Annotated in this window: 11 protein-coding genes; 3 read left to right on the top strand and 8 right to left on the bottom strand. The window is 65.6% G+C overall.

Going from position 1 to position 13056, the window contains the following annotated elements; translation table 11 throughout:
* Window positions 1-388 (bottom strand): Yip1 family protein (locus tag ACLP25_RS19205; protein WP_442470761.1); only part of this gene is annotated, 388 nt, incomplete at its 3' end.
* Window positions 389-591: 203 nt separating this feature from the next.
* Here ACLP25_RS19205 and ACLP25_RS19200 point away from each other — a divergent pair.
* A complete protein-coding gene (locus tag ACLP25_RS19200; protein ID WP_442470760.1) occupies window positions 592-1491 on the top strand; it encodes a sulfite oxidase heme-binding subunit YedZ in 900 nt (299 codons plus the stop codon).
* Window positions 1492-1520: 29 nt separating this feature from the next.
* Here the strand turns inward: ACLP25_RS19200 and ACLP25_RS19195 are convergent, their stop codons facing one another.
* Window positions 1521-2921: a carbohydrate porin gene (locus ACLP25_RS19195; protein ID WP_442470759.1), complete on the bottom strand. Its 1401-nt coding sequence runs from the start codon at window positions 2919-2921 to the stop codon at window positions 1521-1523.
* 305 nt (window positions 2922-3226) lie between these two features.
* A complete protein-coding gene (locus ACLP25_RS19190; RefSeq protein ID WP_442470758.1) occupies window positions 3227-4147 on the bottom strand; it encodes a methyltransferase in 921 nt (306 codons plus the stop codon).
* Between the two features lie 887 nt (window positions 4148-5034).
* Between ACLP25_RS19190 and ACLP25_RS19185 the strand changes: the two genes are divergently transcribed.
* Together ACLP25_RS19185 and ACLP25_RS19180 are read left to right on the top strand one after the other, a co-directional pair.
* Window positions 5035-5478, top strand: coding sequence for a hypothetical protein (locus ACLP25_RS19185; RefSeq protein WP_442470757.1), 444 nt, complete (start codon window positions 5035-5037; stop codon window positions 5476-5478).
* Window positions 5479-5871: 393 nt separating this feature from the next.
* A complete protein-coding gene (locus tag ACLP25_RS19180) occupies window positions 5872-7869 on the top strand; it encodes an oxidoreductase (protein WP_442470756.1) in 1998 nt (665 codons plus the stop codon).
* Window positions 7870-7982: 113 nt separating this feature from the next.
* Here the strand turns inward: ACLP25_RS19180 and ACLP25_RS19175 are convergent, their stop codons facing one another.
* The 5 genes from ACLP25_RS19175 to ACLP25_RS19155 all read right to left on the bottom strand — a co-directional run.
* Window positions 7983-8753, bottom strand: a complete 771-nt coding sequence (locus ACLP25_RS19175) for an L-iditol 2-dehydrogenase (protein WP_442470755.1) — start codon at window positions 8751-8753, stop codon at window positions 7983-7985.
* Window positions 8754-8937: 184 nt separating this feature from the next.
* Window positions 8938-9972 carry an aldo/keto reductase gene (locus tag ACLP25_RS19170; RefSeq protein WP_442470754.1) on the bottom strand — a complete coding sequence of 345 codons (1035 nt, stop codon included), beginning with the start codon at window positions 9970-9972 and terminating at the stop codon, window positions 8938-8940.
* A gap of 36 nt (window positions 9973-10008) precedes the next feature.
* Window positions 10009-11019 carry an ABC transporter permease gene (locus ACLP25_RS19165; RefSeq protein WP_442470753.1) on the bottom strand — a complete coding sequence of 337 codons (1011 nt, stop codon included), beginning with the start codon at window positions 11017-11019 and terminating at the stop codon, window positions 10009-10011.
* Between the two features lie 22 nt (window positions 11020-11041).
* On the bottom strand, window positions 11042-12553 hold the full coding sequence (locus tag ACLP25_RS19160) for a sugar ABC transporter ATP-binding protein (protein WP_442470752.1): 1512 nt from the start codon (window positions 12551-12553) through the stop codon (window positions 11042-11044).
* Between the two features lie 123 nt (window positions 12554-12676).
* Window positions 12677-13056, bottom strand: a 380-nt coding sequence (locus ACLP25_RS19155) for a substrate-binding domain-containing protein (protein WP_442470751.1), incomplete at its 5' end; no start/stop codon positions are given.

Raw genomic sequence — 13056 nt, 5'->3', positions numbered from 1 at the left:
CGAGCCTCAGGAATCCGAGGCCCGGAATCAGGGCGAAGACGCCCGCGAGCCAGACCGGCGTCATCGAATAAACCGCGAGCTTCATCGCGTTCTGCGGGCTCTTCTGAGCGGAAAAGGTCGGCGCCAGGCCGTCGATGATGACCGCCATGACGTAAAGCACGACGAACGTCACGAGATAGTGGACGATCCCTCCAAACAGGCTGGAGAAAAAGCCGCCATGATGGAGATGGTGCAGGTGCGGTCCCACCCAGCCGAACACCCCGCGGCGCAGGAACTGGCAGACCGGGGGGATCGCGGCGAGGAACGCGGCATAATTGGCGAACAGATAACCGGCGTCACCGGACTCCGGCTCGATTGCCCGCCACTCGACGGCAGGCGACAGAATCATGGCCTTTGCGCGCTCGACGATGTCCAAGAGGGGCCCCGCTTGCGGCCGCCGAGAATCCCGACGCCCCGTTCGGCCGCCGCGCCGCACTATAGGTCGCCGCGCCGGCCCGCGCCAGCGTAGGGGCGGAGTGAAACAAACGCCGCGGCCCTCCGTATAGCCATCGAGGCTTGAAGCGACGCAATCCGACGATAGGGTCCATCCCCATGATCCAACTGAAGGCGCCTTGGAACGAGCGCAACGGCCGCTTCTCTCCGCTGAAGGCGGTCGTCTTCGCCGGACTGTTCATTCCGGCGGCGTGGATCGTCTATCTCGACGCCACCGGCGCGCTGGAGCCGAAGGTCGTCACCGAACTGATCCATGAGACCGGCCTGTGGGCGATCCGGTTCCTGCTGCTGTCGCTCTTGGTGACGCCGCTCATCCGCTCGGCGCGATATCCCAAGCTCGTCGCCGTCCGCCGGATGGTGGGCGTGGCCGCCTTCGCCTACGCTGCGGCGCATCTCACGCTCTATGTCGTCGACCAGCACTTCAACCTCGCCCATGTCGCGAGCGAGATCGCGCTGCGCTTCTACCTGACGATTGGATTCGTCGCCTGGATCAGCCTCGCGGCGCTTGCGGCGACCTCGACCGACGCGATGATTCGGCGGCTCGGGCCGAAGTGGCGGACGCTGCATTCGCTGGTCTACGGCATCGGCGTCCTCGCGCTCCTGCATTTCATGATCCAGGCGAAGGCCGACGTGACCGAGCCGGTCATCATGACGGGATTGTTCCTGGTCCTCATGCTGTTCCGGGCGGCGGTGAAACGTCAGGTCCCGCCTTGGGCGGCCGCGCTAATCGGCGTCGCCGTCGCCACGCCGGCGACCGCGCTGATCGAGGCCGGCTGGTACGCGCTGGTTCGCCACATCCCGTTCTGGGAGGTTCTCGACGCCAATGTCGATCCCGACATGACGTTCCGCCCCTCGGCCTATGTTCTTGCCGGCGGGGCGGCGCTTCTTGCGGTCGCGATCCTGCGCCGGGGTTCCCAGGCGAAGCGGGCGCCCGCGGTCGGCCCGCGGCGCTCGGCGTCGGCGGGGCCGTGCGCCAACCCGGCTACTGTTTCGTCCTGACGCTCTCGCTCCGCGGCCGCAAAACCCGGTCAGAACGTGATGTTGGTGCGCAGCCCGACCACGAATTCGTTCTTGATCTTCTGGTACGGCTCGTCCGGGTTGGCCAGTCCGCCGCCGGGGTTGATGATGTACTGGACGTCCGGCTGGATCTGCAAAGAGGGCAGGATCTGCGCCTGATAGGTCGCTTCGAGAAACGTCTCCGTGCCGCGCACCGGCGTGTACACCGTCGGCTCGAACACCTGGAGAGCCCTGTCGTTGTTCGCCGCGCCGTTGCTGACCTGCGCGACGCCGAAGCCGAGGCCGAAGACGTCGTTCTCGCGCCCCGGCAACGGATCGTGCAGGGTCAAGCCGCCGTTGACGCTGAAGCTGATCAGGTTGCGATCCTGCAGGGTGGTGAACATCGGACGGATGAAGGCGCTGACGTTGCGGTTCGGGTCGCTCGCGCGCCAGATCATCTGGTCGGCAACGGCGTAGATCGCATAATTGCCCTGCCTCTGGGCCGGCATTCCATTGCTCTCAGGGCTCGCGAGCGGAACGCCCACGGTGTCGTATTGCTGGCTGTCGAAATCCTCGCTGTCGTACCAGGCGCCGATCTTGTACGTGCCCGGCAGCGGGCCATCGGCGGCGGCCTTGCCAGACGGAGTCGCCGCGGGAAACGTATATTGCAGCTCGGCGATCGCGAAAACGCCGGTGTTCAGCGGGAAGCTCACGCCGTTGGGATTGCTCAGCGGGGTGTTCGGGGAGTTCAGCGGAATGGGGCTCCCGTTGAAAACGCCCGCCATGATCGTCACGGCGTCGGACGGATGCGCCCGCGCGCGAACGCCGAGGCCGGAGAGCGGGTAGGCGGGGCCGCCGGCCGGCAGATTTGCCGACGGCAGCATCGGCCAGCCCATCACCGAGTTCAGGAAGTACCCGGCATTCTGGCTCATCATGAACTCATTGTCGAGGCTCTGTTCGCCGATCTTGACGTCGAAGCGGGCGCCGAAATTCTGCTGATACCAAAGCTCCCAAAGTCGAATGGAGGCGTTGGCCTCGAGACCGCTGACGGTCTGCAGGTTCAAGAGATTGGATTCGCTGAGATCGCCGCCCCAGATATGAAAACCGCTGACGTTAAAGATGCCGCCTTCGAGACCGAAGAGCGGCTTCGTATCCAACTGCACCTGAGCGGTCGTGACGCCGTTCACCTCGAAGCCCTGGCGGACGCCGCCGGTCAGGTTGCCGAACGTCTCCACCTCCTCGGAGAGCTGCAGCGTGATCCCGTATTTGGCGAGCGCCGGCCTCAGTCCGCCGATGTCGCCGAGCACCGTCGGGCTTTGCCACGATCCGCTGAGCACGCCCCACGGCGCCGTGCTGGCCTGGTCGGGGGTCGGCGTCGCGGCCTGGGCGCGCAGGCGCGGATCGAGGGACGGACTCGCCGGGAGGGCGGGCAAGACAGGAGGGGCCAGATTCCCCCCGACCTCAGCAGGCTCCGCGGCTGCGCTGGAAACGGGCGGGGACATTCCCACGGCGGCGGGGTCCGCATGCGCGGCGCCCGCGAGATGAGCCGCGGCGACGACGGAAGCGACCGAGAGAGTCGCGCGGAGGCTGAGAAGGCGATTTGAACGCTGATGAGAAGGCAAATCAAACTCCACGTCGACGCCGGCAGTCTCACGACTAGGGATCTTATAAGACCCGTGACCTCAATCCAGCTTCGGAATAAAGCCTTCGCAAAACCGCAACATGACAATTCCGCGGCTCAGTCGGCCTCGAACGCGCCGACCAGGCCCGGCGCCTCGACGTCGGCCTCGCGCCGGGCCCAAGCTCGCCAAAGGACGACGGGACGAAAGGCGGCGGCGCGGGCGGTCGCTTCGAGATAGGAGGGGGCGTGGGCGAAGCGCAGACCTTCGAGAAGGCGGAAGCCCTCGCCGTCGAAGGTCTCGGCTGTGAACGCCACGAGCCCGCCGTCGGCGAGCGCCCGCCGGCAGGCGGCGAAGACCGGCTGAAGATCGCCGAAATAGCAGAGCGTGTCGGCGGCCAGAATCAGGTCGAAGGCGCCGGGCGGCGACCGCTCAAGCCGTTCGACCGCGTCGGCCGCCTCCAGGGCGTCGTATGCGCCTCGGGCTCGCGCCTTGGCGATCATCGCGGGGGCGAGATCGACGCCCTCGAGACGGCCAACGCGATCGCGGATCGCTGCCCCCATGAGCCCCGTGCCGCAGCCGAGGTCGAGCGCGGCGGCGAAGCGCCGGCCGGGCGCGGCGGCGTCGAGCGCCTCGATGGTGAGCGCCGGGCCGCGGTAGGCGAGGGCCGCGACGAGATGGGTCTCGAAGCGCGGCGCATAGTCGTCGAACAGCCGCGTGACGTAAGCGCGCGGCAGGCCGGTCAACGGGTCCGTTGCGCCGAGTCGCGCGAGCCGCACAGACGCGCCCAGAACGTCCGCGGGGTCGGCCGCGACCGCAAGGCGAAAGGCTTCGGCCGCGCCCTCGCCGAGCCCAAGCTCTTCGCGCGCGTCGCCAAGGGCGAAGAGGGCGGGGGGCCATCCAGGGGCCCGCTCCAGCGCCTGCTCGAACATCTCCGCCGCCGCTGCGAAATCGCCATCCTCGGCCGCCGCCACGCCATAGGCGAAGCGGCGATCGGCGATCAGGTCGCCGCTGGGAAGCGGTCTATTCCAAGGGCTCATGACTTTGCGCTAAGCGTAGAGGGGCCAGAATGACCTATCGCAACGTTAGAGCGTGATGTCTTCAGGTTAGACCGGCTCCTGTCGACGGGCCATGGCGACGAATCCATTGAGGGAGGCCAACGGAACCGGTCGCCTGGACGCCGTCGGCGCGAGACATTTGGATTTCCTCAGGCCTCCGCGGAGAGAGGCGCCGGCTCCGCAAATCTTCGGATTTTGATGGTTGGATTTCCTTGGAATTCCTTGGAATCTCTCGACCGAAATGAGCCTTTTCAAAGGGTTACGCGCGACCTCGCGCGAATATTATTCGTCATGCGGCCCCTCCCCGGGTAAAGGGCCTCGTCCCGTTTGAGGACGGCGTCGGTCCGCTCGCGCTTCGTCTGATGTTCGCATGAGGGGATCATACCGGGTTTTCTGCTTTTCCGCAATAAATAGTCGCGCCCATCGCATTGACGCGCGCAGAGGGCGCCGGCGCCTTTGTCCGCAAGAAAAACAAGGGACCGGCGAACGCCAATCCTCCCGCACCGCCCGGATCGCTTTGACGCTTCAAGAGGACAAGGGCGCCCCGGCCAGGAGCAAAGGCGAAAACCGGCCAAGTCCGGCCGGCGGTGATCTCGTCGCGGCGCGCGAAGGCCGGGGCAATCGTAAGGCCGTCGGCTGAGAGGTTCGACCACCGCCGTCATTGCGAGGAGCGTGAGCGACCAGGCAATCCAGGGGCCGCAGGGCGCCCGACGATCCTCTGGATTGCTCCGCTTCGCTCGCAATGACGGGAGCGAATCGACTTGAATTCATCTCGGTCCAGGGGGCAATTACCGCCTCCCCGCCGCGGCCTTGCTGGCCGTCTGGGCGCCGCCTAGTCTGGCTCGCCGCCTGACGATGGGGGATGTCTCATGAAGCTCGCACTCGCGCTCGCACTCGGCGCGGCGATGGCCGCCACAGACGCCCAAGCCTCAATGCTATGGCGGTGGACGTGTACGGGGCCGGGGTTCAAGGCGAAAGGCGCGTTCACGACCAATGACAAGCCGGACGCGGACGGGTTCTATGCGATCACGGGCGTCACGGGCGAGGCCAACGGCATCGCGATCACCGGGCTGCAACCCGCCAAGACCGCGATTCCGGGCAACGAAGGCTGGCCGGTCGACAATCTCGTGCGGCCGCGCGCGCCCCAGCTCAGCAACGGCGGCTTCGGTTTCGCGCTCGCCGACGGGTCGTTCGCCAATCCGTTCTACGGCGCCCGCTTCGATCCGCCGGGCTTCCTCGCCGTCATCTCCAACCCGGCGCACGGTCAGTGGCGGGAGCCGCGCGTTTTGTGCGAGGCCCGACAGGTTCAATAGAGTCCTTCGCGCAAGTCCGGCAGATCCGATGGCTTCTCCGGTCGTCCGCAGGGTCAGGAGGCGGGAGAGCGCGAGTCGCATGGCCGCGCGGTCCGAAAGCACGGGACCGTGCAGCGCCTGAACTCAGACGACGATGGGCTACGCAAAACAGGGAATATATCCATTCACTATTGTCCCGACCGATGTCAACCAATGTATAGTTAAAGTCTATTTGCCGGACGATATGCCGCATGGCGGGCGACGCTTTCGCGTGCTACCCGAAAGCAAGATGACATCGTCTCCGTCTTACCAGGCCGAGCCGGGAGTCGCCGGGAACGACTTTGGTCATCGGCCCCATAGGGAACCGCTGCGTATTCAGGAAACCGGCAGTTCCTGCCGGCGTGGACGTCAATCATGAACAAGCAACACGAAGTCCTGTTTTCTCCGATCAAGATCGGAAAGCTGGAAATCAAGAACCGCTACGTGATGGAGCCGATCGGCCCGGGCGGTCTTTGCGACGCCGACGGGACGTTTAACGCGCGCGGCGCCGAGTATTATGTGGAGCGGGCGAGGGGAGGGGCCGGCCTGATCATGACCGGCGTCACCATGGTCGAGAACGAAATTGAGAAATGCGTCTTGCCCTCGATGCCGTGCCCGACCCTCAATCCGGGCAACTTCATCAAAACGGGCAAGGTCATGACTGAGCGCGTCCACGCCTATGACGCGCGCATGTTCCTGCAGCTTTCCGCCGGCTTCGGACGGGTCAGCGTGCCCGGCGTCGTCATCGGAACGCCGGTCGGACCATCGCCGATTCCACATCGCTGGCTGCCGGGCGTGGTCTGCCGCGAACTCACCCACGTCGAAGTGAAGACCTACGTCCGCAGTTTCGCCGAATCGGCGGAGATCGCGCAGAGGGCGGGCTTCGACGGGATCGAGGTCCACGCGGTCCACGAAGGCTACCTGCTCGATCAGTTCGCCATCGCCATGTTCAATCAGCGCACCGACGAATATGGCGGCAGCCTCGAAAATCGCCTGCGCTTCGCTGCCGAGATCGTCCACGCGATCAAGGCGCGGTGCGGCCAGGACTATCCGGTGTCGCTGCGCTATTCGATCAAGAGCTTCATCAAGGACTGGCTGAAGGGCGGCCTGCCGGGCGAAGAGTTTAGAGAGATGGGCCGCGACCTTCCGGAAGGCGTCGAGGCGGCCAAGATCCTGGAAAAGGCGGGCTACGACGCCTTCAACGGCGACGTCGGCTCCTACGACAGCTGGTACTGGAGCCATCCGCCGATGTACCAGGCCAAGGGCCTCTACCTGCCGTTCAACGAGGTTTTGAAAAAGGCGGTGAGCGTCCCCGTCATCACCGCCGGGCGCATGGACAACCCGGACCTCGCGGTCGAGGCGATCAAGTCCGGCAAGACCGACATGATCGGCCTCGCGCGACCGCTGCTCGCCGATCCGTACCTGCCGCAGAAAGTCAGGGCCGGCAAGACCGACCGGATCCGGCCGTGCCTCTCGTGCCAGGAAGGCTGCATGGGCCGGCTGGCGGTATACGGCCAGGTGTCGTGCGCCGTGAACCCGGCCTGCGGACGTGAGGCGGAGTACGGGCTCACGCCCGCTTTGCAGCGCAAGCACGTCATGGTGGTCGGCGGCGGCTTGGCCGGAATGGAGGCGGCGCGGGTCGCGGCGCTCCGCGGCCATGTGGTCGCGCTCTATGAGAAGTCCGACAGGCTCGGCGGCGTGGTTATTCCGGGCGGCGTCCCGGACTTCAAGGAGGACGAGCACGCGCTCGTCCGATGGTACGAGCGCGAATTGCGCGAGCTGAAGGTGCCGCTCACCTTCAACACCGAGGCGACCGAGGACCTGATCACTCGCGCGGCGCCGGACGTGCTGATCGTGGCGACCGGCGCCAAGCCGAAGATGCTGCCGCTCGCCAACGAGGCCCACGTCTATACTGCGGAGGAGGTGCTCAACGGCGACAAGCCGGCCGACGATCATACGATCATCATCGGCGCGGGCCTCGTCGGCTGCGAGCTCGCCCTGTGGCTCAGCGATCAGGGCAAGTCGACCACGATCGTCGAGATCGAGCCCAAGATTCTCGCCCAGGCGGGCCCGCTCTGCCACGCCAACGCGACGATGCTGAAGGAGCTCATGGAGTTCAGGGCGGTCAAGGTCATGACGTCGAGCACCGTCGAAAGGCATGCCGAGGGCGGCTACGTCGTCAAGACCGGTGACGAGGAGACGTTTGTCGAAGCGGAGTCGGCGATTCTGGCGATCGGCTACGAGCCGGAGCGGAGACTCTACGACAAGGTTCGCAACAAGGCGCCCGAGGTCTATGTCTTCGGCGACGCGCGGCGCGTGCAGAACATCATGTACGCGATCTGGGACGCCTACGAGGTCGCGCGCGCGATCTGAGGCGCGGCCGACGAGGCGGGCGGGGCGGCGCGCGCTTCAGGCGGCCGCCGTCCTCCCGCCCGGTCGGCGCGCCTCGACAAGCAGCAGGCTCACGCGAGGCGCGACGTCGTTGCTCAGCTCATCCAGTTGCCGCCGTCGATGTTGTAGGTCTGCGCGACGATGTAGTCGGCGTCCTCGCTGGCGAGGAAGGTCGCCAGGCCGCCGATCTCGTCCGGGCGCGCCATGCGGCCGAAGGGCACGGATTTGCCGACGATGCGCTTCTTCTCGCCGAGCGGCAGATGCTCGTACTTGGCGAACAGCGAATCGACGTGCTCCCAGTGCTCGTTGTCCACCACGCCCGGCGCGATCGCGTTGACGTTGATGCGGTGCTTGATGAGGTCGAGGCCGGCGCTCTGGGTCAAGCTGATCACCGCCGCCTTCGACGAGCAGTAGATGGCGACCAGCGCCTCGCCGCGGCGCCCGGCCTGGGAGGCGAAGTTGATGATCTTGCCGCCGTGCCCCTGCTTGATCATCTGCTTGGCCGCCGCCTGCAGCATGAACAAGAGCCCCTCGACGTTGACGGCATAGACGCGACGGTAGCTCTCTCGGGTGATCTCGACGATCGGCGCGAGGTCGAAGAGGCCGGCGTTGTTGACGAGAATATCGAGGCGGCCGAAATGCGCCACGGTCGCGGCGATGGTCGCGTCGATCGAAGCCTGCTCGGTGATGTCGAGCTTGAGGCCGAGGGCGTTCGGGGCGAGTTCGGATGCAACAGCCTTGGCGCCCAGTTCGTTCAAGTCGGCGATAGCGACCTTCGCGCCCTCCCTCACGTAGCGTTCCGCAATCGCCTTGCCGATGCCTCGCGCCGCGCCGGTGATGATGGCGACTTTGTCCTGGATCTTCATGAGGGCCTCCTCGGGCACGATGAAATGTGTTTGCGCCAGCAAACCCTCAACCTTCAGCCGCTTCCCTCACGCTGTGGAAAATCGGCCCGAAAGGTCGAATGAGGGTCTGGCGCGAGATTCGATTCAATTCATCTCGCGCTTGAGCCCCGGCGCAGCCGGGGACGCGGCGCGCCGCGGGCGCCTCTCAAGGCGGTGTGATCTCTCCATGGACATCCCACAGGTCTTCCCAGGTCTGCCCGTCCTTCCACAAAAAGACCTGCCCCTTGATCAGGCGGCAGCCGCGATCGATCCCGGCGATGGCCTTCATCTCCTCGGCGCTCAGCGGATCCACGACTGCGGCGCCGAGGTTGGCGGCGTAGTTGCGCGGGTTGACCGAGAAGGGGATCGGCGTCTGCCCCCGCTGCACCGCCCATTTGACGCAGACGGCGGCGGGATGGACCCGGTGACGCGCGGCGATCGCGACGATGACGGGATCCTCCAACGGCGAGGTGTCCTCAGGCGTGCGGTCGCGCTCCGGGCGCCCCGGCGAGCCGAGCGGACAATAGCCGATCGGCTGGATGCCGTTCTCGACCACGAAGCGGAAGAGCTCCGGCTGCTGGAAATGGGGGTGAAGCTCCATCTCGTTCGCCGCCGGCTCGACGCGCGCGTCGCGCAAGACGAGCTTCAGCTTGGGAACCGTCATGTTGGACGCGCCGATGTGGCGGACGAGCTTCCGGTCCGCCAGTTCCTCCATCGCGCGCCAGGTCCTCATGAAATTCTCATGGATGTAGGGCCGGGCGTCCGGACTGCGCGAGGTCACGTCGCAACCCGGCGGATGGAAGTTCGGGAACGGCCAGTGCACGAGGTAGAGGTCGAGATAGTCGAGCCGGAGATCGGCGAGCGACTTCAGGCAAGACGCGATCACGTCCTCCGGCGCATGCCTGTCGTTCCAGACTTTTGAGGTGATCCAGAGACTCTCGCGTGGGATTCCGCCGCGGATGATCTCTTCGAGCGAAGCGCCCACCGCGTCCTCGTTGCCGTAGACCGACGCGCAGTCGAAATGCCGGTAGCCGACGGCCGCAGCGCCGCGCACCGCGGCTGCGACCTCGGCCGGCCCCACCGCGTCGGAGCCGAACGTTCCGAGCCCGACGGCGGGCATCATCGCGCCGGTATAGAGCCGCCTCTGCGGAACCGACGCCGGGTCGATCGGCTCGATCCCGATCTCGTCAACGATGGCCATGTCCGCTCTCCGGTCGTGGCGCTCTGCAACCAACGCTCAGCGCTTCCGGGTGCGCAGGGTGTCGAAATAGACCACGATAATGATCAGGAAGCCGGTGATGATCCGCTGCCAGAACGGGTTGAGGTTCAGGAGGTTCGCGCCGTTGTTGATGGTGGTGAGGATGAACGAGCCGATCAGGGGCCCGTGCACCGAGCCGACCGCGCCGAAGAGGCTGGTGCCGCCGATGACCGACGAGGCGATCGCCTGCAATTCCCAGCCCTCGGCCTGGGTCGGATTGCCGATGCCGATTCGCATGGCGAGGAGAACGCCGCAGAAGGCCGCGCAGAAGGACGACACGACATAGGCGAGATAGGTGATCGCCGCGACGTTGACGCCGGAGAGCCGGGCGGCCTCTTTGTTGGAGCCGATCGCGAACAGATAGCGGCCCCAGCGGCTCTGCTCGAGCAAAATGTAGGCGGGAATCGCGACGACGATGACCATCCAGAACAGCATCGGGATCTGGAACCACGTGCCGTCCGTCCAGGGGAAGCCCAGGAAGCTCGACCGTGAAAAGCCGGTGAAGGCGTCGTTGGTGATCGAGATCGTCGAGCCGTTGGTGATCAGAAGCCCGATGCCGCGCAGCGCGTACATCGTCGCCAGCGTCATGATGAAGGGAGGCAGCCCCATCTGCACGACGCCGAAGGCGTGGAAGAGGCCGATGAAAATCCCGACGGCGAGCGAGATCGCCACGGCCCCGGCGATCGTCGACGCAAAGCCCAAATCGTGGACCAGCAGCCAGGCCACGGTCATTGAGGTGAAGCCTGCAACGGCGCCGACCGAAAGGTCGATGCCGCCCGTGATGATGGCGAAGGTCTCGCCGATCGCCAGGATCGCGATCATCGCGCCCTGGCGCAGGAGGTTCGCCATGTTGTTCGCAGTCCAGAAGGTCGTGGTCTCGATCGAGAGCGCGAGCCACATGACCAGCAGCAGGCCGAGGAGGGTGAGGCCCAGCAGCACGTCCAGCCGCCGGCCGCGCTGATGGTCCTGAGAGATGGTTTGATCAGTCATGTTGTTCTTAATGCCCCGCGCCTTAAACGCCGATTGCTTCGGTCAGTATCGCTTCGTGGGAGGCGTCCTTGTGTCCGTGGGTCGCGACCAGCCGGCCCGCCCGGAAGACGTGCAGCGTGTCGGCGAGTTCGTAAACCTCCGGCAGGTAGGACGAGATCATGATGATCCCCGCGCCCTGTTTGAGCAGGGAGCCGAGCAGGCGATAGATTTCGGCCTTGGTGCCGACGTCGACGCCGACGGTCGGCTCGTCGAAGATGAAGAGCTTCGCGCCGTGATTGAGCCACTTGCCGATCACGACCTTCTGTTGATTCCCGCCGGAAAGACTGGTCACCGGCGCCATGCGCGACGAGGTCTTGATCTGGACGTCGCGGATCTGCTTGTCCGCGCACTCGGCTTCGCGCGTGAGATTGATGAGCGGGCCGATGCTCAAGAGCTTGAAGATCGGCAGGTTGATGTTGAGTCCGACGCCAAGCGAGAGGCAGAGGCCCTGATCCCTGCGGCTTTCCGGCGAGAGCGCGATGCCGAGGTTCATCGCCTGCCGCTCGTTGCGGATCGACACGTCCTTGCCGCGCCAGACGATGCGGCCGGAGGTCGCCGGACGGCGGCCGAAAACGCTCTGCACGAACTCGCTGCGGCCGGCGCCGATCAGGCCGTAGAGGCCGACGACCTCGCCTTCCCGGACCCGGATCGAGACGTCCTGAAAGCCGGGGCCGGTGAGGGCGTGCGTCTCCATGATCGTCTCGCCGATCGGAACGGTGTCCTTGTGATAGATCTGTTCGATTTTGCGGGCGATCATCAGCGCGATGAGGTCAGCCTCGTTGGTTTCGCTCACCTTGCGCGTGCCGACGAGCGCGCCGTCGCGCAGCACGGAGACGCGGTCGCACAGCTCGAACACCTCCTCGAGGCGGTGGCTGATGTAGACGATCGTGACGCCGCTGGCCTTGAGCCGGCGGATCAGCTTGAAGAGCGCCGCCGCTTCCTGGCGGGTGAGATAGGCTGTCGGCTCGTCGAAGATGAGGAACTTGGCGCCACGCCGCTCCGCGCGTGCGGTTGCGACAAGCTGCTGCTGACCGATGGTCAGGGACGAGAGTAACGCTCCTGCGGGCAACGAGAAGCCGAGATCGTCGAGCAGCGCCTGGGCGTCGCGCACCATTCGCTTTTTGTTGAGCAGGCCGCCGCGCATTTCTTCGTCGCCGAGAAAGATATTGGCGGCGACTGTCAGGTGAGGGCAGAGCACGACTTCCTGGTGAACCGCGTTAATGCCGAGATTGATGGCTTCATGCGGCGTCGCCAGCGCGACAGGCGCTCCATGCCAGAACACGTCGCCCGACGAGCGCGGATAGACGCCGGTCAGAAGCTTGATCAGCGTCGACTTGCCGGCGCCGTTCTCGCCGACAATCGCATGAATCTCGCCTTCGTCGAAAGTCAGATCGACGGTCCTGAGCGCGTGCGTCGCGCCGAATCGCTTGTCGAGTTTTTCGAGGGCCAGAATCGGCGCGCCGGCGTTTGGGACAGCAGATTCAACAGATGCCATGGCCGCGCTCTTGGTCTTGCCCTTGGGTGATTTCGGCGAAGATCATCCGCCCCGCTTCCTGCGCCGCGCAATGGGCGCAGGGAAGGGCGCGCCGACGCCATGGCCGGCGCGCCCCGTGTCAGATCACTTCGGCGGATAGAGCAACTTGTGCTCCTTCGGATTGTCCATGTTGGCCTTGGTGACAAGATTCGCGCCGGTGTCGACGAAGGCGGGGACCTTCTCGCCCTTCGATGCGGCGAGTGCGGTCTTCACGCCGTCGTAGCCCATCCGATAGGGGTCCTGCAGCAGCAGCGCGGCGATCGTGCCGTCCTTGAGATACCCGATCAGCTTGTCGTCGGCGTCGAAGCAGACGAGCTTGATCGTGTCGCCCTTCTTGTTCTCGGCGATCGCCTGGCTCGCGCCCTGGCACTGGATGAGATTGTCGGCGAACACGCCGCGCAGGTTCGGGTTGGCGGTGATCAGGTCGGTCATGATGTTGAGGCCAGTCGTGGCGTTGCCGTCAG

This window comes from Roseiarcus sp. (assembly GCF_052145395.1).
Classification (GTDB): domain Bacteria; phylum Pseudomonadota; class Alphaproteobacteria; order Rhizobiales; family Beijerinckiaceae; genus Roseiarcus.
The sequence above is the reverse complement of the archived record's forward strand: the minus strand, read 5'-3'. Positions and strand labels throughout refer to the sequence as shown.

Coding starts and splice junctions, on each gene's coding strand:
- ACLP25_RS19200 (WP_442470760.1), top strand. CDS start 592: ATGATCCAACTGAAGGCGCCTTGGAACGAGCGCAACGGCCGCTTCTCT.
- ACLP25_RS19190 (WP_442470758.1), bottom strand. CDS start 4,147: ATGAGCCCTTGGAATAGACCGCTTCCCAGCGGCGACCTGATCGCCGAT.
- ACLP25_RS19185 (WP_442470757.1), top strand. CDS start 5,035: ATGAAGCTCGCACTCGCGCTCGCACTCGGCGCGGCGATGGCCGCCACA.
- ACLP25_RS19180 (WP_442470756.1), top strand. CDS start 5,872: ATGAACAAGCAACACGAAGTCCTGTTTTCTCCGATCAAGATCGGAAAG.
- ACLP25_RS19175 (WP_442470755.1), bottom strand. CDS start 8,753: ATGAAGATCCAGGACAAAGTCGCCATCATCACCGGCGCGGCGCGAGGC.
- ACLP25_RS19170 (WP_442470754.1), bottom strand. CDS start 9,972: ATGGCCATCGTTGACGAGATCGGGATCGAGCCGATCGACCCGGCGTCG.
- ACLP25_RS19165 (WP_442470753.1), bottom strand. CDS start 11,019: ATGACTGATCAAACCATCTCTCAGGACCATCAGCGCGGCCGGCGGCTG.
- ACLP25_RS19160 (WP_442470752.1), bottom strand. CDS start 12,553: ATGGCATCTGTTGAATCTGCTGTCCCAAACGCCGGCGCGCCGATTCTG.